19 protein-coding genes and 1 pseudogene are annotated in these 21,980 nt (G+C 38.1%); 13 read left to right on the top strand and 7 right to left on the bottom strand.

Going from position 1 to position 21,980, the window contains the following annotated elements; all coding sequences use genetic code 11:
• The first annotated feature begins 1,142 nt into the window (after positions 1-1,142).
• From ACRRU2_RS17130 to radA, 11 genes and pseudogenes are all read left to right on the top strand, one after another.
• The gene (locus ACRRU2_RS17130; RefSeq protein WP_432503473.1) at positions 1,143-2,564 is read left to right on the top strand and encodes an aldehyde dehydrogenase family protein; all 1,422 of its coding nucleotides are present in this window, start codon (positions 1,143-1,145) and stop codon (positions 2,562-2,564) included.
• A 458-nt stretch (positions 2,565-3,022) separates the two neighbouring features.
• Positions 3,023-3,484: a CtsR family transcriptional regulator gene (locus ACRRU2_RS17125; RefSeq protein ID WP_331702433.1), complete on the top strand. Its 462-nt coding sequence runs from the start codon at positions 3,023-3,025 to the stop codon at positions 3,482-3,484.
• 63 nt (positions 3,485-3,547) lie between these two features.
• The gene (locus tag ACRRU2_RS17120) at positions 3,548-4,072 is read left to right on the top strand and encodes a UvrB/UvrC motif-containing protein (protein ID WP_331702435.1); all 525 of its coding nucleotides are present in this window, start codon (positions 3,548-3,550) and stop codon (positions 4,070-4,072) included.
• Between the two features lie 89 nt (positions 4,073-4,161).
• Positions 4,162-5,247: a protein arginine kinase gene (locus ACRRU2_RS17115; protein WP_432503470.1), complete on the top strand. Its 1,086-nt coding sequence runs from the start codon at positions 4,162-4,164 to the stop codon at positions 5,245-5,247.
• The gene (locus ACRRU2_RS17110; RefSeq protein ID WP_331702437.1) at positions 5,244-7,715 is read left to right on the top strand and encodes an ATP-dependent Clp protease ATP-binding subunit; all 2,472 of its coding nucleotides are present in this window, start codon (positions 5,244-5,246) and stop codon (positions 7,713-7,715) included. Before ACRRU2_RS17115 ends, ACRRU2_RS17110 begins: the two co-directional genes overlap by 4 nt.
• Positions 7,716-8,001: 286 nt before the next feature.
• Positions 8,002-8,763: pseudogene (locus tag ACRRU2_RS17105) on the top strand (AAA family ATPase); the annotation flags it as partial.
• A 192-nt stretch (positions 8,764-8,955) separates the two neighbouring features.
• Positions 8,956-10,272 (top strand): hypothetical protein, encoded by a 1,317-nt coding sequence (locus ACRRU2_RS17100; protein ID WP_432503468.1) that lies wholly within the window; start codon positions 8,956-8,958, stop codon positions 10,270-10,272.
• Positions 10,269-13,028 carry a hypothetical protein gene (locus tag ACRRU2_RS17095; RefSeq protein ID WP_432503466.1) on the top strand — a complete coding sequence of 920 codons (2,760 nt, stop codon included), beginning with the start codon at positions 10,269-10,271 and terminating at the stop codon, positions 13,026-13,028. Before ACRRU2_RS17100 ends, ACRRU2_RS17095 begins: the two co-directional genes overlap by 4 nt.
• Positions 13,029-13,030: 2 nt before the next feature.
• Positions 13,031-14,803 carry a hypothetical protein gene (locus ACRRU2_RS17090; protein ID WP_432503464.1) on the top strand — a complete coding sequence of 591 codons (1,773 nt, stop codon included), beginning with the start codon at positions 13,031-13,033 and terminating at the stop codon, positions 14,801-14,803.
• A gap of 30 nt (positions 14,804-14,833) precedes the next feature.
• On the top strand, positions 14,834-15,496 hold the full coding sequence (locus ACRRU2_RS17085) for a hypothetical protein (RefSeq protein WP_432503463.1): 663 nt from the start codon (positions 14,834-14,836) through the stop codon (positions 15,494-15,496).
• A gap of 27 nt (positions 15,497-15,523) precedes the next feature.
• Entirely contained in the window at positions 15,524-16,948 is a 1,425-nt protein-coding gene (gene radA, locus ACRRU2_RS17080) for a DNA repair protein RadA (protein ID WP_432503461.1), read from the top strand.
• Between the two features lie 68 nt (positions 16,949-17,016).
• Here the strand turns inward: radA and ACRRU2_RS17075 are convergent, their stop codons facing one another.
• From ACRRU2_RS17075 to ACRRU2_RS17060, 4 genes are all read right to left on the bottom strand, one after another.
• A complete protein-coding gene (locus tag ACRRU2_RS17075) occupies positions 17,017-17,619 on the bottom strand; it encodes a hypothetical protein (RefSeq protein ID WP_432503459.1) in 603 nt (200 codons plus the stop codon).
• Between the two features lie 109 nt (positions 17,620-17,728).
• Positions 17,729-17,878 (bottom strand): hypothetical protein, encoded by a 150-nt coding sequence (locus ACRRU2_RS17070; protein ID WP_432503457.1) that lies wholly within the window; start codon positions 17,876-17,878, stop codon positions 17,729-17,731.
• An 86-nt stretch (positions 17,879-17,964) separates the two neighbouring features.
• Positions 17,965-18,480, bottom strand: coding sequence for a GNAT family N-acetyltransferase (locus ACRRU2_RS17065; protein ID WP_432503454.1), 516 nt, complete (start codon positions 18,478-18,480; stop codon positions 17,965-17,967).
• A 22-nt stretch (positions 18,481-18,502) separates the two neighbouring features.
• Complete coding sequence (locus tag ACRRU2_RS17060; RefSeq protein ID WP_432503452.1) at positions 18,503-18,670, bottom strand: hypothetical protein; 168 nt, start codon at positions 18,668-18,670, stop codon at positions 18,503-18,505.
• Positions 18,671-18,915: 245 nt separating this feature from the next.
• Here ACRRU2_RS17060 and ACRRU2_RS17055 point away from each other — a divergent pair, with 245 nt between their 5' ends.
• Entirely contained in the window at positions 18,916-19,548 is a 633-nt protein-coding gene (locus ACRRU2_RS17055; protein WP_432503450.1) for a hypothetical protein, read from the top strand.
• Between the two features lie 42 nt (positions 19,549-19,590).
• On the opposite strand, the gene ACRRU2_RS17050 is transcribed toward ACRRU2_RS17055, so the two are convergent.
• Together ACRRU2_RS17050 and ACRRU2_RS17045 are read right to left on the bottom strand one after the other, a co-directional pair.
• Positions 19,591-19,935, bottom strand: coding sequence for a helix-turn-helix domain-containing protein (locus ACRRU2_RS17050; RefSeq protein ID WP_432503447.1), 345 nt, complete (start codon positions 19,933-19,935; stop codon positions 19,591-19,593).
• 123 nt (positions 19,936-20,058) lie between these two features.
• Positions 20,059-20,940, bottom strand: coding sequence for a hypothetical protein (locus ACRRU2_RS17045; protein ID WP_432503445.1), 882 nt, complete (start codon positions 20,938-20,940; stop codon positions 20,059-20,061).
• A gap of 152 nt (positions 20,941-21,092) precedes the next feature.
• Between ACRRU2_RS17045 and ACRRU2_RS17040 the strand changes: the two genes are divergently transcribed.
• Positions 21,093-21,353, top strand: coding sequence for a helix-turn-helix domain-containing protein (locus tag ACRRU2_RS17040; protein WP_432503442.1), 261 nt, complete (start codon positions 21,093-21,095; stop codon positions 21,351-21,353).
• Between the two features lie 40 nt (positions 21,354-21,393).
• Here the strand turns inward: ACRRU2_RS17040 and ACRRU2_RS17035 are convergent, their stop codons facing one another.
• Positions 21,394-21,879, bottom strand: coding sequence for a zinc-ribbon domain-containing protein (locus tag ACRRU2_RS17035; protein ID WP_432503439.1), 486 nt, complete (start codon positions 21,877-21,879; stop codon positions 21,394-21,396).
• Positions 21,880-21,980 lie beyond the last annotated feature (101 nt).

Genomic DNA, 21,980 nt, shown 5'->3' with positions numbered 1-21,980 from the left:
GGTACGAATCATGATAAAAGCACGGATCATGATGTTAGCGGGTAGATGATGTACCTAAGTTGTGCTCCCCATTTACGTTTGATTAATATTGCAGAAACCCTACTACTCAAACAAGCTAATGGGTTTCCCCAGGCTGTAGAAAAAGTAGTTTGGAAACTCTAACGAATCCTAGTAGCGTTATTACACCGAAAAAGCTGGTTTTAAAAATGTAACGAATCGTAGTGTGCTTATTGGGTATAAAACGCTGCCAAAATGACCATTTGTTCACAGATAGCGTCTCTGTGATGCATTAGAATTTCAAAAGAGGCATTTTATGCGAAATAGCGTATTCAGGATTCGTTAAAAAATGAAAGCATCCCGAGTTCCGCTCTAGGTCCGTTATTCAGACTATTAAGCGGGCTGTAGAGCTTTTTCAACAGCCTGAAAATATGTCGTTAGTTTGGCTGAAATGCTAGCTTTAGGCGAAATATGGGCAATCTAAGGACATAAAATCCCTTTAGATTGTAAAAATCGCCTGAAAGTAAATCTAAATACATAAAATCCTGTTAGTCGTCCGTCGGCCGGCATCTCTGGCTGTCCATGCTTAGCGTAGCACACATCAGCACCCATGGGCAGCTAAAAGCTAATGTGCGAACGCATCGCAGCAGCTTTGCGAAGGGGAAAAGGTGCTCCAAACGGTAATTATTTCATAGATAGCGCTCTATAGGTCGATTATTTGTGAGCAACGATTGGCAAGGAAAAAAAAAAGGGAACGAAGAGCAAGATTGGGAATGGAGAAGCGGCAGCGTCCGCCTTTGTAGGCTAATTTTATCCTTTACAGGGGTTATTTCATCAAAAAATTGGACTACAACAGCGGTCGGAATCCCAATCTTGATCGCAGGGCCACCCCTTCCTATTGCTTGTTGCCCTATCCGTAATTAATCGACACCCCTCAGCTTCGTTAAAATTTGAAAGTAGCCAAGATGTTGTCAAGCTGCGAATAAGCTGTCACAATTATATTGGTTGTAAAAGAAGTGACATGATCTCACTCTCTCACGCCTTCCGTTATTTGCCGTAAACAGGCGATGTTGTTATATGGATAATGGTTCGCAGTGGGTGGATTAGTTTGTTAACGATTTAACGTTTCGCAAGGAGGAATAATTATGCAAAAGCATTTATTTATAGATGGGCAATGGGTGGAAGCAAAGCAGTATATAGAATTAAAATCACCGTTCTCGCAGGAAGTAATAGCTCACGTACCCTCAGCTGATCAAATTGAGCTGGATGCAGCTATCGCAGCAGCCTATAGAGCTGCTGACGCAGCTGCCAAGATGCCGGCGCACAAGCGTGCCGACATTTTGGAAAAAGTAGCAATTCGATTAAATGAACGAAAAGATGAAGCGGCAAGAATAATAGCGTTAGAAGCCGCAAAGCCACTGAAAATTGCTCTAGGCGAAATAGATCGGACGGTGCAAACGTATAAGTTTGCTGCTGAAGAAGCAAAACGAATATACGGGGAGACAATTCCGATGGATGCTGCTCCTGGAGGCGAGGGGAGAATCGCTTATACGGTAAAGAAGCCAATAGGCGTAATAGGCGCGATTACGCCATTCAACTTCCCATTTAATTTAGTTGCCCACAAGGTTGGCCCTGCGATTGCTGCTGGTAATACGATTGTGTTGAAGCCAGCCTCGCAAACGCCGCTTTCTGCGTATTTTATTGCGGAGCTGTTCGAGGAAGCAGGCTTGCCAAAAGGGATATTAAATGTTGTTACCGGACCTGGAAGTATAGCAGGTAATGCTCTTGTTGCAGACGATAGAGTGTCGATGATTACTTTTACCGGCAGCCCGGAGGTTGGCATGAGAATTCGTTCACAAGCAGGCTTAAAGCGTGTTACGCTCGAGCTTGGTTCCAATTCTGCATTAATTGTGGATCAGGGAGTTCATATTAATAAAATGATTAACCGTTGTGTAATGGGCGCATTTTCAAATCAAGGACAGGTATGTATTTCTTTGCAGCGCATTTATGTTCATGAGCAAATATATGAGCAGTTTGTGGAGCAATTTAAGGAGCAAACAATGCAGCTTAAAATGGGTAATCCGCTTGATTCTGACACAGATGTATCGGCATTAATTGCGAAGAAGGAATGCGAGCGCGTGCTGGAGTGGCTGGATGAAGCAAAGCAGGAAGGAGCTTGGATAGCGGCAGGCGGACATATTGATAACGGTATACTTGCTCCGACAATTGTTTTAGAGGCTGCTGCGCATTTGAAAATTTCCTGTCAGGAGATATTTGCGCCTGTCGTCGTTATTAACAAAGTATCTTCCATTCATGAAGCGATCAAGCTTGTTAATGATTCGCAATATGGACTGCAGGCAGGCATTTATACCAACGATATCCATACTGCCCTTCAAGCTGCAGATGAGCTTCAGGTAGGCGGCGTTATGATTAATGATATTCCAACATTCAGAGTTGATCATATGCCGTACGGCGGTGTCAAAGAAAGCGGCACTGGACGTGAAGGGATTAAGTATGCAGTTGAGGAAATGACGGAACTCAAGCTGATCGTCATGAATCGCGGGTAAGCTGAAAGCATCAAAATCGCAACGTTTATTGTCCAAAATGTCAAAATTCGCATCACATATTTAAACTTATTTAGCCATAGCTTTATTCTTGGAATGTTGTTCAAACATTTAACAAAGAATAAGTGTTGTGGCTTTTTCCTTTTTAGAGGATTGATAAATTCGACCCTTGTTATGACCAGGAAGGACAAGCGAACGGTATAAACTTGCTGAAAAAATAACAAACTACTTTATAGATGCCATGTGTTTCAAGTGTATGCAAAATGTTTATTTAGTGCTGTCGCTCTATTTGGATCCACTTAACTAAATTTTCAGAAAATTTCATGTATACTCTTGAAATCTCATTTGAAAAGCGTATAATAATTATTAAGATCAAAGAAAGTCAAAGTCAATAAAAAGCTGATTTATTTGATCAAGTAAGTGTTATTACTATTATGAAGCTATTCAGGGGGTTGGTGCCTTTGCGGAATATTTCCGATCTCATTGAACAGTATTTAAAGCATAGACTGGATCTGAGCAATGAAGGAGCAGTGGAAATTCAACGGAATGAGCTGGCAGACAGGTTTTCCTGCGTTCCATCTCAGATTAATTATGTGATTAGTACACGTTTTACATTAGAGAAGGGTTATATGGTGGAGAGCAAGCGCGGCGGCGGAGGCTATATCCGTATTCAGCGCGTAGAGCTGCCAGCACTCAAGATGATTTCTTATCATATTGAGAAAACGATCGGCAGCAGCCTTGACCAGAACAGCGCGGAAGGCCTTATTTATCAGCTGGAGGAGGCTGAAATGGTCACTAAGGGGGAAGCTAATTTGCTTCGTGCTGCGATTCAGCGGGATACGATTGGCTTAATACTGCCTATGCGTGACGAAGTAAGAGCAAGACTGCTGCGCGCGATGCTTATTTCTTTGCTTGTGAAGTAAGAATTCACGAATTACCTGTACAAATATTTTTTTTCTTCAGGAAAGTGAAGGGAGGAATCAGGCATGCTCTGTCAAGAATGCGGCAATAAGCCAGCTACGCTTCATTTCACTAAAATTGTCAACGGAGTAAAAACAGAATTTCACATTTGTGAGAGCTGTGCAAGAGATAAAGGGGAAGCTAATATCGGTGTGCCAAACAGCTTCTCTATTCATAGCTTGTTATCTGGACTGCTTGATTTTGATCAGTTAGGAAAATCCAACTCACTCAAAGGCGTAGAAGAACAATCGATTCGCTGTGAGGAGTGCGGGTTAACGTATACGCAGTTTAGTAAAATAGGCCGTTTTGGCTGCAGCTCTTGCTATAAGAAGTTTGCAGAACGATTGGATCCGCTACTTAAAAGAGTGCATGGAAATATTGCGCATAGCGGCAAAATACCCAAGCGCTCCGGTGGCCGTATTCAATGCTTGAGAGAAATTGAACAGCTGCGTAAAGATATGCATACCCATATTGAGCATGAAGAATTTGAAGAAGCCGCTCATTTGCGTGATCGCATACGTGAATTAGAACGCCAGGTTAATGAAAAATAACGAGTAATAAACAATAGTCTGCCATAACTGCAAGATTGTAACTTCTTGCAGCGAATAAAGCGATGTAGTTTATGAAAGGAGTGAGTCTGTTGACGAAGCAGCGTTTTACTGAGCATGCACTTAGCGATTGGATGAAGGATGCTGGTCCTGAATCTGAAATTGTCATTAGCAGCAGGGTTCGCCTTGCCAGAAATTTAAGCGATCAGCCTTTTCCGATGCTGGCAGCTAATCAGCAGGCGGTGGCAGTGCTCAATAAACTAATGGAAGCAGGCGAATCAGAGCCTTTGGCGGAATTTGGCCAGTTTGAACAACTGCTGCTAACCGATTTAAGCGAGCTGGATAAAAGAGTGCTTGTTGAAAAGCATCTTATTAGCCCAAACTTGGCTAGTGAATCGCGGGCTGGCGCCGTTCTTTTAAGCGAAAATGAATCGATTAGCCTGATGATTAATGAAGAGGATCATTTGCGCATACAGTGTATGTATCCCGGCTTTCAAATTCAAGAGGCTTGGCAGCTGGCCAGCAAGCTCGATGATGCTTTTGAAGAGGTTGTCGATTATGCATTTGACGAGCAGAGAGGCTATTTGACCACATGTCCAACTAATGTAGGAACAGGCCTTAGGGCTTCAGTTATGATGCATTTGCCTGCACTCGTGCTTACACAGCAAATTAATCGTATTTTAACTGCTGTCACCCAGGTAGGGCTTGCAGTAAGAGGTCTTTATGGCGAAGGCAGCGAAGCGCTCGGCAATCTGTTTCAAATATCGAACCAAATAACGCTTGGACAATCCGAGGAAGAAATTATAGATAATTTGCACAATGTTGCAAGACAAATTATTGAACATGAGAAAGCTGCTCGCAGACGTTTGTTGGAGGAATCACCTTTAAGAATCGCAGACAGAGTAAGAAGATCTTACGGCATCCTGTCCTTCGCATCTATAATGGATTCCAAGGAAGCGGCGCAGCGATTATCTGATGTAAGACTTGGTGCTGATGTCGGCATTCTGACGGGCATTTCATCGCAGTCGCTTAATGAATTGCTTGTTATGACGCAGCCGGGCTTTCTTCAAAAAACGTTTAATGAAAAGCTGAGCCCAGAGCAGCGCGATGTTAGAAGAGCTGAGCTTATAAGAAATCAAATAGGCAATAAATTTCATGATGGAGGTGCTGTAATATGATGTTTGGACGATTTACTGAACGTGCACAAAAGGTATTAGCCTTGGCTCAGGAAGAGGCGGTAAGGCTAGGTCATAATAATATAGGTACAGAGCATATTTTGCTTGGCTTGATTCGCGAAGGAGAAGGTATTGCTGCAAAAGCTTTAATCGGACTTGGTTTAGGTCTTGAAAAAATTCAGGATGAAGTAGAAGCGCTTATTGGGCGCGGTCAAGAGCAGCCGAACAGCATTGCTTATACCCCGCGTGCGAAGAAAGTAATTGAGCTGTCGATGGATGAAGCTCGCAAACTGGGTCATACGTATGTAGGCACAGAGCATATTTTGCTTGGCTTGATTCGTGAGGGTGAAGGAGTTGCAGCACGCGTACTTAATAATTTGGGCATAAGCCTTAATAAAGCTCGCCAGCAGGTGCTTCAGCTGCTCGGCAGCAGCGAAGCTGTATCCAGCAATCACAGCACACAGACGAATATGAGCACGCCTACTCTGGATGGCCTGGCAAGGGATCTAACGGCTTATGCGAGAGAAGGCAACCTTGACCCTGTCATTGGCCGCAGTAAGGAAATTGAGCGTGTTATACAGGTTCTGAGCCGTAGAACAAAAAACAATCCGGTATTGATTGGAGAGCCTGGTGTTGGTAAGACAGCAGTTGCCGAAGGGCTGGCTCAGAAAATTATCGATAATGAAATTCCAGAAACATTGCGCGATAAGCGTGTAATGACGCTGGATATGGGCTCTGTCGTAGCAGGGACTAAATATCGTGGCGAGTTTGAGGATCGCCTTAAAAAAATAATGGATGAAATTCGTCAGGCTGGCAACGTCATTCTATTTATCGATGAGCTTCATACACTGATTGGAGCTGGCGGCGCGGAAGGCGCGATTGATGCCTCCAATATATTGAAGCCCGCGCTTGCTCGCGGCGAGCTGCAATGTATTGGTGCGACAACACTGGATGAATACCGCAAGTACATTGAAAAGGATGCAGCGCTTGAACGCCGCTTCCAGCCAATTACGGTAGATCAGCCGTCTCCAGAAGAAGCCATTCTAATTTTGCATGGTCTCCGTGACCGTTACGAAGCGCATCATCGCGTGAAAATTACAGATGAAGCGATTGTGCAGGCGGTTAAGCTGTCGGATCGTTATATTACAGATCGTTTCTTGCCGGACAAAGCAATCGATCTTATTGATGAAGCAAGCTCGAAGGTACGCTTGCAAACTTACACTGTACCGCCAAATTTGAAAGAGCTTGAAAATCGTCTTGAAGATATTCGCAAGGAAAAGGATGCAGCGGTGCAAAGCCAGGAGTTTGAGAAAGCGGCTGCTTTGCGAGATACAGAGCAAAAAATCCGTGAGGAATTGGATACGACGAAAAATGAATGGAAGGAAAAGCAGGGACGTACTGATTCCGAGGTTACTCCTGAGGATATCGCTCAAGTAGTAGCGAACTGGACGGGTATTCCTGTCAGCAAAATGGCTGAGGAAGAAACGGAGCGCTTGCTGAAGATGGAGTCCATTCTTCATGATCGCGTAATTGGTCAAGAAGAGGCGGTTAAATCGGTATCCCGGGCTATCCGCAGAGCTAGAGCAGGGCTGAAAGACCCTAAGCGCCCGATCGGTTCTTTTATCTTCCTTGGACCAACTGGCGTAGGTAAAACAGAGCTGGCACGCGCGCTAGCAGAAGCGATGTTCGGCGATGAGAATGCGGTAATCCGGATCGATATGTCGGAGTATATGGAGAAGCATTCGACTTCCCGTCTAGTAGGAGCGCCTCCAGGATATGTCGGTTATGAGGAAGGCGGTCAGCTGACTGAAAAAGTAAGACGCAAGCCTTACTCCGTTGTCCTATTGGACGAAATTGAAAAAGCACATCCGGAAGTGTTTAATATATTGCTGCAAGTGCTAGAGGATGGCCGCTTGACGGATTCCAAAGGCCGTGTAGTTGACTTCCGCAATACGCTGATTATTATGACTTCCAACGTTGGTGCGGAACAAATCAAGCGCAACTCCTCGCTCGGCTTTACAGCTGTGCAGGATGCGGGCCATGATTTCTCCGTCATGAAGGATAAAGTTATGGCTGAGCTGAAAAAGAGCTTCCGTCCAGAGTTTTTGAACCGTATCGATGAAACGATCGTATTCCATTCTCTAGGCCAGGAGCATATTGCTCAGATCGTGTCGCTTATGGCAGATGAGCTGCGCAAGCGACTCAAGGAGCAAAATGTGGAGTTCACGCTTACCGAATCAGCCAAAAACTTTTTGGCCAAGGAAGGCTTTGATCCGCAATATGGAGCAAGACCGCTTCGCAGAGCTATCCAGAAGCATATTGAGGATCGTATCTCCGAGGACTTGCTGCTAGGTCTTATTAAAAAAGGCGATACCTTTATTATTGATGAGAAGGATGGAGCTTTGGTTATTGTGAGACCGGATGAAGCAGTGGAAAGTAAGCCTGCAAGTGAGGAACAGCCAGCAAAATAAATAAGCAGCTATCAGAAGAACTGTCCAGTTTGCCATAGTGCGGCTGGACAGTTTTTTGCTATTAGAAAGCAAATAAAAATGCAGGATTCAGTCGTATTCTCCTAGAAATTGCAGAACTTTGTAAAATTTCTTTATACTCTGGCTATATAATGGTACAATTTTTTTAATTCTAAAAATTTATTAATGTTACAAATAAGATGTTGTTATTGACAAGAAATTATGATGGGTAAGAATAAATAACCCTTTAAGTTTGAGTTAAAGTAAGATTGATGAGAAGGAGATCGTAATGGCTAAGGTTAAATTAAAGTTCGTATGTACGGAGTGTGGCACAGAATCACCTAAATGGTATGGAAAATGCCCAGGCTGCCATGAGTGGAATACGATGGTAGAAGAAAAAGAAACTGTGGTCAAAACTAAGGGTATCGGCTTATCGTCGATTCATACGAAAGAAAAGCCGAAATCGATCATACATATAAATAATGAGCAGGAGCCGAGAATAGAAACGTCGATGACCGAGCTTAACCGTGTACTGGGCGGAGGCGTCGTTCCAGGCTCGCTTATTCTTGTCGGAGGAGACCCTGGCATTGGAAAATCTACGCTGCTGCTGCAAACTTCTTATGCGCTGGCAAGCAAAGGCTTAAAGGTGCTATATATCTCCGGTGAGGAATCTGTTCGGCAAACAAGGATGCGCGCCGATCGTCTAGGTGCTCTAATTGAATCATTATTTGTACTATGCGAGACAAATATGGAGCACATTAATGAGGCGATAGAAAGTTTGGAGCCGGATTTTCTCGTTATCGATTCCATTCAGACTGTGTATGATCCCAATGTGCAATCTGCTCCGGGCAGTGTATCACAGGTTAGAGAATGTACGGCGCATTTCATGCGCACGGCCAAAATCAAAGGCATTGCAACGGTGCTCGTCGGCCATGTAACGAAGGAAGGAGCAATAGCAGGCCCGCGCTTGCTTGAGCATATGGTAGACAGCGTATTGTATTTTGAAGGCGAGCGTCATCATACATACCGTTTGCTGCGTGCGGTCAAGAACCCAATATTGATAAACAATTAAATAAACGATATGTCGAGTTTCGATACCACCCTACAAGTTTTGACAGATAGGGTTATTTGGCATATAATCCAATCGTATATTATATAAGTATATGCTTATATTCTTAAACGTTATGATTAAAGTGGGTATATATGATGAATAGATTTAGACGATTTATGAGGGGGTGCTTGGGTGCGAGAACCAAGAAAAACAATCAATCAAAAGGGATATAAACTAAGAGTAGTCAAGGAAGATAACTGGGGAGAAAAGATAAAAAACCTCAGATTTGAATGGAAGCGTCTAACCATCATAGAAGATGAGGGCATGGAACGTCACTTTATGTTCATTGTATTAGCGAATCAGAATAACAAGAAGATAAAAGTGAGCGGATATAGCTCATATTTCTTTCATGAATTAATTTCTAACAGGATAGAAACATTAGAGTACCATGCCAAAATAATTGTACGTTTTCTAAATTTCGTAATGCTTGAACAGTACGAAAACTTTCAGATGAAGGATATTACTGAGTTAGAGAAAGAACATGGCAATCTCTTTTTGAGAGAGTATATGCAAGGAAGAATAGGAAATAAGAAAAAGACAAAAGAAACTGTGGATAAAGCTGCTAGAACTCTGACAAGATTCTATCACCACTTGTTCAAACAATTAGATATGAAGTTTCTAACAAGCAACGACTTTGTATTAAAGACTTATGTTAAGCAAAATACGGTTGAATATTATGTGGACAACATATTTAAATACTTTGAAACAATGTATATACCACCACAAAGAATAAAACATCTACCATCGGAAGTATTTCAAGAAATTTTAGATGTATGTGATGATTATTACCCACATTTAAAATTAGCAATATGTCTGCAAGCTTTTGGAGGTCTAAGAAGAGGCGAGGTTTGTAACGTCTCACGTTTTAATACAAACTATTCGTCATTTGTAAACGAACTTGGTTGGTTCACCATAGATTTGAGATTCAAGGTGCAACTGAGAATGGACGGGAAACATGTTGGAGGAATAAAGAAGCCAAGAATTCAACCTATTCATCCTGTATTCTTGAATGTTTTTCAAACTGTATGGGAAGACCATATGAAACTTATAAAAGGTATTGACAATCCATTAGGAGCAATATTTCTTAATCGTAATAACGAAGCCATGTTAGATAGTAGTTATGAAGAATTTTTCAAAAAAATTATAAAAATCGTTATTGAACGTTTAAGTAGTCGTGGGGATTTTAAAAGTACAAGCCAAGCTAAATTGCTTATGTCGGGTAGGGTAGGAACACATGTATTAAGGCATTTCTTTACGCAATTTTTGGGTAGATTGGACAAGGACAAACTTAAAAGCCCAGTGGAATTGGCATATTGGCGAGGAGATAGTTCATTAGATTCAGCTATTCGTTATATATCATCAGACCCAATTATAGACGAAAGAATATTGGAAATTCAAAAGAGTGTATTCAGTGAAATACGAGCTACTAAGGGAGGCAGACGAAATTGAATAAAGACAATCAAATATGTAGTAAGGAAGACGTTTGTCGAATCTTAAAAATAAGTGAAAGTAAATTAAAGTCATTAATATCCACAGGACAAGTAAGAGTAAATGGAAATGATAAGTTAAGCATCTACAAATCAGACGTAGATAAATTAGTGGAATTCATAGAATCCACATATGGATTTCAGGAGGTTGTTCAATTAGTTCGCAAAGAAGAACAACTGGCTGATATAAGTCAACATAGTGTGATGAACTATATGAAGAAGTTCGAAATCTTTCCTAATCCACTGCATGGGAAAGACACTCGATTGCGAAAAGAAGATTTTGATGAGTTGTGTAACCTTCTTCTAAATAATTTCAAATCCAAAGTTACTAAAAAGAAACTAAGTCAACAAGGGGAAACACAACGCGGCAGGCGAAGTAAATTTCAGCAAAGAATAGATAAACACAAGGGTCAAATTTTGTATTTATCTGATGCTGATAAAAATAACGTCTTCGATTTTAGCTTCTTAGAAGAGTATACCAAAGAAAGAACCCCAACATTAATGAGAAGCTTGGATTCTTTATTGAGATATATGATAGGTGTTTGTAAAGAACAAGAAATCCAATGGCTAACGAATAAAAGTCATTCAGAGATATATATTCAAAAGGATGATTTTAAAAAGTATGAAAAGCACTTCGAAAACGTTAGGGTATTTAATCCTGATGATTATTATACTACTCAAAACATAAAAGATATGTTTCGAATAACGAATTATGAAAGTATAGCTAAATATGCTGGTTCCATAACTGTATCAGGCAAAGTCTATATTGAAAAAACCAAAGTAGACGTGTTGAAAAAAATATTGGATGAAACTGTTGTAACAGCAGATATTCAAGAGATGTTTGATATACCTACAACTACCTTTGCACGTTTAATGAAATCATTAGACATTCAATTTATTCCACAAGGAGCATATCCATTATTCCAAAGTAGTAGGGTGTACAAATCTGAACTTATAAAGTTTGAGGAATATTTTCAAAATAAAAATAAACTTACGAACATAACAAGCCGCTATGACCAATTCTATATTGAAGTAGAAGAAATAAGACCCAATGTAAAAGTGATTAAGACATTGGAGGCGTTTGATTCATTTATTCAAAAGCGTCTTGATGCAAATGGTCATAAATATGTGTATACCAATTTAGTTAATGTTTATGGAGCAATCATTCCTACACTCACAAAAGAGATTATGAGCTATACGATGGATGAACTAATCATTTTAATGAAAAATATCCCTCAAAAGGTGGCTAAACGAGAATTTAGTTTTTTTCTTGATTATTGTAGAGAGCGATATCCTACTACCTATAAAGAATCATTTAAGCTAGATGGTGAGAGTGAAGAACAAACCAATGAAGCGTACACATTACATCAATGGCTTGATTTTGCCTATTTATTATTTACAGAGCATGAGAAATTGTTACCCAAAGCAATAGAAAACAGAATAAACGCCATGGTTTGGCTCTATTGTGCAATGCATTATGTTTGTGGTTGGCGACAGGAGGATATTTTAAATCTACCTGAACCAAGCCTCAAAGATATATTAGGCTTAGATGAAGATGAAACCTTTGATTTGATATCACAAGGTAAATTCACAGAAGAAATGGCTCAACGAATAGTAAATTTTACGATTAGTTATATTAAAACGTTTGGAGTCAAGCCGAAAAAAACAAGAAAAAATATGACAACTCCTGATTTAAAAATTGTTATAGAAGAGAGTTACATCTATACAATAGGATTACTGATTGCACTTTGTCAGTCCCACCGTAAAAAGATGGAGAAGTTAAATTATCGAAATGTAAATACCTCAACGCTAATGACCGCAAGAATAACAAAGCGTGATACTCATGTCGTTTTTTTTGGTGAAGAATACGAGAATATATTTGGGGAAGAGACTTTTTTAAATAATAGAGCAACTAAAACTTATATGAACTATGCCCAAATTGTTAGTTCAGAGAACAAATGGGGAAATGGATATAATATAAGTTCCTTTATTCGTTCACATGCTATAAGTAAAAAGAATGGTTTTGCAAGAACGACTGAGGTTTATTTAGAAAGTATTAATAAGGATAATGATGTTGGAAACATTACTCATGCCCTAACGGAACGTGGTAGCTTCGGATTTATTTCACATTTATTGGCACAGGTCATTAGAGATGGAGACGATGAAGCTGTACCTTATGCACTTCTTAGTTGGGAAGAGCAGACAGCCATTATAAAGGATTTCTTTGGGCTTAAATCCTTTCAGATAGATACTATGGTTAGAGGAATTGGTCAGTATCAAAATAGAGCAACAGAAGTTATGAGAGAGCTTATGGTGGCTCATAAAGATGGTATTAAAGAAGTGCTAAAAAAGCTATCTGTTGGTGATTATCCCTCCAAGATGGAGTATTCTCAGTGTCTTTTAAAAACAATCAATCGGTCATCATGCGCTTATCCTGTTCGAGAACATTGTATTGGTTGTGAGTATGCACTTAATGAGATGTATTTCCTAATCGAATTTAATAAGCGTTTTAAAGAACTGCTGCTCCAATTAAAACAGGCAGAGCATGAATTTGACAAACAAAGATTCACCTATACATTGTTTTATGTATACTTACCTGTTTTGCAAGAGGCAGTTAATTATTTTGGAAAAGAAAGAGTTCGAGCGTTCGTTAAGGTGCCAGGTGAGGAGATAAAGCAGTTACAAAAAGAAAATCAATTGCAACTTGGTGGAGGTTAGATATGATAGTACAACAAAAAATAAAAGACTTAGATATTAGTGTAGTAGCATTTAAAGAGTTTCAATCTATTGATATAAATGAATTGATTGAATTATTTGAAGATAAAAAGAAAGATGGATTCATTCAGAATGAGTTTTTTAATGATAACATTTGGTCCTTTTATAATGAAAAGGTGATTAAGCGGCTTTCGTTTCAATTCGATGAACTTCTATACAACAGAAGTAAAGTCGAAGGATTAACTTTATCGTTGGAGGATATGACCAATGCTTTAAAAGGTTATGTTCTTTACAAGATACAAGAATTTTCGCTGACTACGGTATATAGTGCTTTATTATTAATTAAGAAGTGTATTGAACAGACAAATTTTCTGCAACCCTCGAAATATAAGGTGTTGGCATCAAAAAAAATAACAAAGGATTCCAACTACTTTGAATATGTGCATTTATTAATTGAATTCTTAGAGTTTATGTCATTTGATAATGAAGATATCATGACATTACTTTATCATCAAAAAGAAACATATAATGTTTATCGTTTGGAAAAACAAGGAGCATTAAATCAGCGAGACCTTTCTACCTTTGAAAGTATGTTTGAATTAGATTATGTATTAGACCAATTTTGGGACACTTGTTCTTCTGAAGATAAGGAAAAATATTATCCCATAAAGTTATGGTGGGCGATTTCAACTATTATTCCTGTTCGTACCACAGAGTTAACCATTATTCCATATGATTGCTTGGAAATTATTGATGGAAGATATTATTTAAAATTAAGGAGAACAAAACTAAAAGGGAATCAGCAAAATCGTCCACCTATACGTCATAAAATTGATGAGGATTATTACATTCATCCAATTGAAATCAATAAGGACCTTTATACATTAATTCAAGAGTATAGAGATTTAGTCGATGATTACGATTTTCAGCCGCAATTTTATTATGGTGTTAATACAGTTACTCAAAGAAGAAGATTTCTTTTTTCCCATCGTGCCTATCATAAACATCAGAATTTTAGCAAAATAGCAATAAAATTATCTGATTTCTTGGATTATTTTACCCCAGGAAATTTAAACACCTTGTTGAAAAACTTTTATCAGGACATTCTTGTGAAAACATTCAATTATGAACTTATTTTAAAAGGAACAGATGAATCTATTAAGCCCTATCAATTAGAGTACGTTAATATTATGGATACACGACACTTCGCTTTTATTAATATGGCTTTAAATGATGTTGAACCGCTCATAATGAAATCGATTAGTGGACATGCAAGTATTAAAAGCTCCTATCATTACTACTCGCATCTTGATAAATATGTAAAATGCTATACGTACAATATGGCTAGAAAAATGCAGAAAAGAGAAATGTCCAAGCAGGATATTAAGATTATTCATACAGCAAAAAGCAGAACTAGTGAATTGGTGTTTAGACAAGTTTTTGATTCTGACAATTGGCAGAATGATAGTTCTAATATACCTATTTCAGGGGGATATTGCCGTTCTAAGCAAAAAGAATATGAGGATTGTATGCAGGCTGATAATCACTGTGATTACTGTCCATATTTTGTCCCTAGCCAAACCGAGGCACAAAAATCAATCATCCAGTCTGTACGAGATAACGAACAGAAGATTAATGTACAAGTCGAAGCTTTGAAAGATATGGTCAAACAATATGACAAAATTAAAAATTTCAATGAGGATTATGGATTAAAAATCAATATCATTAAAACGATAGCCAACCAAAATGCAGTTATGATGAGCAAATATTTCATCTAAGGATTTTGGCATCAAGGAGGATTCATATGTATGGCAAAGCCTAAATTGTTTACAACGAAAGAATTACTCGCTATTATTCATAAGTATTTTCAGTCAGACAAGAAAGAAAATGGAAAATTAACCTTTACCACTTTGGCGAAGTTTGCGCAAGAAGAGCTTGAAATCGGTGGTATTGAATATTATCACTTTGGACGCAATGAAGAAGTTAAAGCCAAGGTGAATGAATACAACAATAAATTGAGAAAAAAAGATATCGAGTATGTTGCGGATAATAGCTCTTTCTCAACGCTTAATGTTCGTGAGTTTGTGAAAACTCATGGGGGCAATCCGCAAAGATTACTCACCATGCTAACAAACATGCAGGAGATGCATAAAAAGTTGTATGATAGAACAGTGGATGCTGAGTTAAAAGTAAAGCAAATTTCCACTAAATTAGATGAGTTGAAATTAAAAAATAAAGAATTGAGCGAAAGAAACGAAAAGCTCTTTAATGAAAATAAATCATACAAGTTAGCATTGGATATCAAGCAAGAGGAACAGTTAATTAGCGCATTGAACTCAACAGGATTGTATCTTGTTGAAAGGGAGAACGGTCAGGAATTCGACCATAATGAAGATATAAAACAAATCAATGATTCTAATGGAAAGAATTTAGAGAAATTGATGGAAGAGTTCGAAGATTTATATGATTAAAATTGTTTTAGAGAAGAGGAAATCTGAATGAAAAAGAAAACCGTATATAGATGTACCAGTTGCGGTCATGAACATCCAAAATGGCAAGGTTCATGTAGCAGCTGTCGTGAATGGAACACCCTTGAAGAGGAAGACGTTGGTGGGGCAAATCTTCAAAAGACGATTACAACTAAGAAAAATGTTTCTGTTAAACGTCTAACAGATGCCGTTTCTCAAAATAGCGATAGAATACCTACGAAATATAACGAGTTTAACCGGGTGATGGGTGGAGGTATTGTGAAGGACTCGCTCACAATCATCACAGCCGTTCCCGGTGCAGGCAAATCTACACTCTTGATGCAAATCAGTGATGATGTGGCTAGACAGGGTTATAAGGTTCTGTACGCCTCTGGTGAGGAGAGCGATTCACAAATTAAGCGAAGAGCAGAGCGGATATTGCCGAACATTCATGACAATGTTTGGGTATATAGCGACAATAGCATGAATAATGTGTTGGGGTGTATTGAGCAAGTGGACCCTGACCTCATCATTATTGATAGTATTCAAACCTTTGTATTGGACGAGTATCCGTCTAGACCAGGTTCACCAACTCAAACGATGGAATGTGCTAATGCATTATTAAAAATCGCAAAAGATTCAAATAGACCAAGGGCAGTTTTTATGGTTGGTCAGATGACCAAAGATAATGAATTAGCTGGATTGAGAGCATTGGAACATTTGGTAGATACGGTACTTGTCTTAGAAGGTGAAGAGGGTGAGGAGTTAAAACAGCTTTTCTCAACAAAGCACCGCTTTTCAAGTACAGGGGAGCTAGGCTATTTTCTCATGACTGAGACAGGTTTAAGTCCTGTTGATAATCCTTCTGAATTCTTTATGACGCAAAGAGAGGAAAATGACATTGTAAGTGGTAGTGCTTTGACTGTTATCAAAGAGGGTTCGAGAGCTATCATTTTGGAAATAGAAAGTCTTGTATCACAAACATTCATGCCTTATCCAAGCCGAATCGCTGAATGTTTAAAGAAAGACCATGTAAATACGTTAATTAGCATTATGGAGCAAAGAGCAGGAATTCTTTTACATGATAAGAATGTGGTTGTGAAAACGACAGGTGGTATTCGCTTAAAAGAGCAATCATCAAACTTAGCATCGATTATGAGCATTGTATCTTCTTTCAAAAACATTGGAATTCCCAATGATACTGTATTTATTGCTGATATCGGTTTGACAGGAGAATTGAAAAAAGTTCCTACATTGGACATGCGCATTAGAGAGCTTGAACGTATGGGCTTCAAAAAAGTATATGTGGCTAACAATGCCTTAAAGTCAACAGCAGCTTTCAAAACCATCAAAATCATTCCATGTAAAACGTTAAGCCAAGTCATTCATTCTGTTTTCGGTTCTGCTACTGCGAAGAAAGAGCATCAGCCAGCTCCATGGGATAATGAAGAATAAAAATAATTAGATACCCTACCCTTAGAGACGAACGAAATGGATGTAAATCCTAACGTTCGTCTTTCTTATTAGGCAAATTGTGAAGGTCTTATGTAGTGTGATTTTAAATATGCCAGTCTCTCAGCATCCATTTGTTCCCACTCTTGAATCATGGCTTTTTCATTCTCATCAAGCGCTATTCCAAAATGGTCTATCAGATGAAGCAAGGCTTTAAAATTTCTGACTTCATCAATGCCTCGAATCACAAAATCAAAGCCATACTGGTTTAAATGCTTACGAAACGTTTCCAATGTATTGGCTGTACGAATCTCAGATATGTGTCTTAGAACCTCATACAAGGCTTTCTTTGTGGGTAAGGAACGAAGTGATTGAATAATATGTTCCAGATAATTATCTTTGAAGGTCTGATGAATTTGAGTCTTTTTCTTATCGTGCTGTTTTACAATCTCTGAAAGTATTTGCCTATCTTCACGTTTCATCCAGCCATCACTGCTTGGAACATATCTTTCATGACATTCTTTACATGTCATTCGTGGGTCATCATTCTCCTTTTTGGTTCTCCCATAATCATCTTGTACTGTATTCGTGACATGGTACATACCACCTTTACCACAAGGACAATTTCTGCTTAATGTAATTTCGGTATCGATAATTTCCCATCTATTCGCCATATATTTCCCTCCTTTCTTTTTCCTCTATTGTACACAAATCATGAGTGATTTGGGGAAAAGAAAAAGGGAACAATCTCTCTAAGAGATGCCCCCAAAAGTAAATATATTATTATTTATGTTTTTTCTTCACTTGTCGATTCACTTCGATTGCCTTTTTGTACATATCAAATTGAGCTTTTGTCATATTTGGGGTGCGTATTTCATTTTGCATCTCTTTTGCGGAATGACCCCTAACGATTATCTTGTTTTGCTGTTTCATAGAGTAACCACCATCCAACTATATAGTTATTACTATAAGTTTGGACAAGTCTATCTCTATCTAAACCATTCGATAGATTTACTCTTTTAATTTTCAAGTGTTTGAAAGTATGGAATCGATAGTCTCATAGCAATTTGATTTCTTGTCTCGCCAATATCGGTCTCTACAAAATGATTTCGCTCATAGAAATCGATGGACTCTGGAACTGACCATAAGAATAAATATTTAACTGCGACCCATTTGGTTAGCTCAATACACTCACCAATAATATTTGAAAGAATAAGAGTGCCTAAGCCCTCTCGTTGATAATTCGTGTCAACAGCAAGAAACGTTATCTCAACAGCAGGAACGTACTTATCATAGTCCATATCAAGCCCAGTGCGTTCGTCCATCTGTATTTCAATTTGCGTACAACGTGCCGTATAAAAACCTATAACAATCCCTCTATGCAAGATAAGTGTTGTCGAAGACAGTCCTCTGAATTGTTCGGCATATGCTTGGTCACTTTTAAGAAATCTATCTATATCTATATTTCCACATGAAAAACCCCCGAAAGTGTGTTCCGCTCTCAGGGGTGTGAATTCTATATCATCAAGTCTCATAAGCAACGGAGTATCCTTTCAATTAGTTTTGTTTTGTGGTTAATCTATGTCCAATCTGATTTCTGATACTCCTAACTTGACGAAAGAAATCAAGTTGTTGCTCGGTGAAGGTCGGGGCTTTGATTTCTTGAATCATTTCTTTGGCAGATTCACCCTGAACAACAATATGCTTTTTATCGATTGTAACCATTAGGCAAACCTCCTCTTTCCTTAAATTTCTAATTCAATCATATCATAACTTGCAAATATTTCAAAGTAGATTCATAGAGTTGAATGTTGTTAGCCATTCAAGTTGGCACATTCACAATCACTATGATTTCTAGGTCTTCTTTCTAGTAAAAAAACTTTTCTGATTTTCTGCGCATTTTCAAACAAAATTGTTATAGTAAATATATATACAAAAAATGAATTTATATTTACTGGGAGGATGTTTTTATGAACGCAGCAAGCAAAGAGCAAAATTTATTCGTGGATGACCTTCAATTGGTCAACCATTTTATTAAACAGCAACGTTGGGAGGGTAGTATGTTTGTATTCTATCCCCAATTGCAAGGGTCAAAGCAAATGGTAGATGATATAAGAAAAGTGGTTAGCATGGTATTGGATAATCAAACAGAGCTTTTGCCAACGGCTTTTGAGACAACTGTAAACCCAAGAGTCATTTTGAGAAACGAGAGCCAAGCATTTGCACTAATCAACTTAAAGACATATGTAGATTTGAAAAAGAAAATTACGGAGTGTAATTTCTTTTACTCCAAGAATAAGCATGATGCGGATTATCGCTTTGCTACATTATTTTTAATGGAAACAAAAGTTATCTTGGATTTGGCTAATGAAATTGAAATTCGAAATATGTCACCAGAGAGTTTTATACAGGTAGCAAAGAAAACCATGGAACTGTGTTTAAACATTTTCGGTAAGGAAATCCAAATGAATAATATGTTTGAGTATTTCTTTTTAGCTTGTTCTGAGCGTTATTTTGGGCTGCCTGAAATAAGCTTTATCAGACGTAAGCTTATGTTGACACTAGGCTCAGTTATCGGAGGACATGGTAACTATTATTCATAATTGTACATATTCAAATGATTAAACCATGAAAAGCTCCTTACGTTAATGTAGGGAGCTTTCTTCTTGTTCCATAGCATTTAATAAGGCAATCACATATTTTAAATCACGACTCGTTTTATTCCTGGATAACATTTTTATCTGCTCAATAAGTTTCTCCTCAATAGAGAAATGATTGTTTTCTACCAATAGGTCTGATATATGTATGCCTAGTGCAACTGCAATGTCATTTAATTTTTCAATACTGATATTAGTCTGTTCATCTTCGAATTTCTTCAGAAATTGTCTTGAAACTCCTGCTAGTGTAGCGAGTTGTTCATGAGTTAATTCTTTTAATTGACGCAGCTCACGAACTCGTTGGCTGGCGGTTTGTATAATTTGGCTCAACATTACCAGTCCTTTTTTCATACAATTTTATATGATTTCATTTTAGCAGTGTATTTTAAAAAGGTACACAAACCATTTAGCCTAAATAGAAAAAAGAGCATCTAGGATGCTCTCGAAGTTTTTGGTTTATTTTAAGGGAATATCTAATTCAAATAATTCACCAATAGGTAGTTTGTTTTTATCAAAGAATTGAAGGTTTTTAATTAATAGAGATTGAGCTTCTGATGGTTCAGTTTCAAAGTTTAATATAATAAGTCCACTTTCATTAGGGGTAATAGCTAAACGTCCTAATTCAGCCTTTGAACTACCCTTGTCCGTTTTTAGTTCTCCAACCGCTACATCTTTTTGGCTGATTAGTAGCTGCTTATCTGCTTCATTGTTTGTCATCTGAATATAAATATCGTATCCACGTAGGGTCTTTACTTTATCTATTTTATTAATCGTGATAGTACCGTCTTGTGTGGTCAGTCCGTTTTCATGTAAAGTTTCATGATTCACTATTAAAGTAAAATCAATTTTCCATTCCCCATTAACGAATACCAATCCAACAAATTCCTCTGCGGATTGAATATCACTGGACCCTGCCAAAGTACCTTTAACAATATATTTTGCGAGTTTATGGTTTGCATCATAATCATTAATGGATGAAATCAAAAACTCAGTCCGTTCTATGGATTTTTTAAAGTCATTTTCTTTGAAATCTTTCATCCAATCTTCTGCTGATGCCCCAAATCGCATCTTAATATTTTCTTCATACAACATTGGTAATAACTCATCGTATTTCTTTTCAAGCAGTAATGTCATATATGCATTTAACACACTTTCTGCATCATTTACAGTTGGACTTGGTTCTAAGCTTGGTTCAGGACTTGGAACTTCTTTAATGGGTTCCTGACTTACGGTTATGACTGGTGAAGAAGTAGGACTAGGTTTTGGCATCTCATTATTACCAGAGCAAGCAGTTAAAGTAGCTCCAATAATAAAAAGTATTAAGATAGTACGTTTCAAGTTACTCTCTCCTCATCATTCGGCTATTCGTTCCAGTATTCCCCAACATTCTAGCACAAAGGATATTTTGTTGGCAATAGCCAACAGAAATGCGTTTTTATTCTCTCTATCATTAAGGTAAGAATGTTAATAGAGAGACAGGTGTTGTTTGTATGGGAGATGAAAAAAATCCTGATTTAATCGCTTTTGGAATAGTGATTAAGGATAGAAGAAAAGAGCTTAAAATAACACAAGAGCAACTTAGTCTTTACACTCGGATAGATAGAAGCTACATAAGTGAGATTGAAAATGGAATTAAAAATCCTAGCTTAACGACAATTCTTATGCTGGCAAGAGCGCTGCATTTAAAGCCCTCAGAGTTATTAAAACAATTTGAAAATAGCAATTCACATTTTGATAGCGAAAACAGATGAGACTCCTACCACTGGGTAAGAGCCTCATCTAGTTTAGATACTAAATTTTATATGTATGTAAGATGTAAAGACCATAGTTCATACCTTGGTCGTGAATTGGTCTTGTAGCCTTGATTTGAGCATTCGGATTCACTGCTTGGAAAGCTTGAAGTCCTTTTTCGACATTCCATCCAGTAAATATACTGGATAACCACCCAAAATTCTTCCCACTCTTAGCCTCCTCATAACTAATTCCAAAACGATATGGAAGTTGCCTATCTGTTCTATCGCATGTCAAGGTGATGGCGTAGACCCTACCATTCTTTATACTAAAATTCCAATGCACCTTCTGAAAATTTTTATTATTTAAAAACTGATTTATTTGATACCTATGCTCATCTTGAATTCCTCGCATGATACCACCATTGAAACTTTGCGTAACAACTTCAAATTGTTGATTTCTATCTATACCGCCAATTGGCGAACCGCAGCCCGAACAAAATCTGGAGCCGTTCGCTAATCCTATTCCACATTTAGAACAAAACAAATCAGAACCACCTTTCATTAAGTCTTTTACAATCAATCAATTGAGCATATTCTAGCACACCGACATTTTTGTTGGCAATAGCCAACAAAAATGAATTTGGG

It is taken from the genome of Paenibacillus sp. GXUN7292 (assembly GCF_050864975.1).
Taxonomy (GTDB): domain Bacteria; phylum Bacillota; class Bacilli; order Paenibacillales; family Paenibacillaceae; genus Pristimantibacillus.
The sequence above is the reverse complement of the archived record's forward strand: the minus strand, read 5'-3'. Positions and strand labels throughout refer to the sequence as shown.

Coding starts and splice junctions, on each gene's coding strand:
- ACRRU2_RS17130 (WP_432503473.1), top strand. CDS start 1,143: ATGCAAAAGCATTTATTTATAGATGGGCAATGGGTGGAAGCAAAGCAG.
- ACRRU2_RS17120 (WP_331702435.1), top strand. CDS start 3,548: ATGCTCTGTCAAGAATGCGGCAATAAGCCAGCTACGCTTCATTTCACT.
- ACRRU2_RS17110 (WP_331702437.1), top strand. CDS start 5,244: ATGATGTTTGGACGATTTACTGAACGTGCACAAAAGGTATTAGCCTTG.
- ACRRU2_RS17090 (WP_432503464.1), top strand. CDS start 13,031: ATGATAGTACAACAAAAAATAAAAGACTTAGATATTAGTGTAGTAGCA.
- ACRRU2_RS17085 (WP_432503463.1), top strand. CDS start 14,834: ATGGCAAAGCCTAAATTGTTTACAACGAAAGAATTACTCGCTATTATT.
- radA (WP_432503461.1), top strand. CDS start 15,524: ATGAAAAAGAAAACCGTATATAGATGTACCAGTTGCGGTCATGAACAT.
- ACRRU2_RS17075 (WP_432503459.1), bottom strand. CDS start 17,619: ATGGCGAATAGATGGGAAATTATCGATACCGAAATTACATTAAGCAGA.
- ACRRU2_RS17070 (WP_432503457.1), bottom strand. CDS start 17,878: ATGAAACAGCAAAACAAGATAATCGTTAGGGGTCATTCCGCAAAAGAG.
- ACRRU2_RS17065 (WP_432503454.1), bottom strand. CDS start 18,480: ATGAGACTTGATGATATAGAATTCACACCCCTGAGAGCGGAACACACT.
- ACRRU2_RS17060 (WP_432503452.1), bottom strand. CDS start 18,670: ATGGTTACAATCGATAAAAAGCATATTGTTGTTCAGGGTGAATCTGCC.
- ACRRU2_RS17055 (WP_432503450.1), top strand. CDS start 18,916: ATGAACGCAGCAAGCAAAGAGCAAAATTTATTCGTGGATGACCTTCAA.
- ACRRU2_RS17050 (WP_432503447.1), bottom strand. CDS start 19,935: ATGTTGAGCCAAATTATACAAACCGCCAGCCAACGAGTTCGTGAGCTG.
- ACRRU2_RS17040 (WP_432503442.1), top strand. CDS start 21,093: ATGGGAGATGAAAAAAATCCTGATTTAATCGCTTTTGGAATAGTGATT.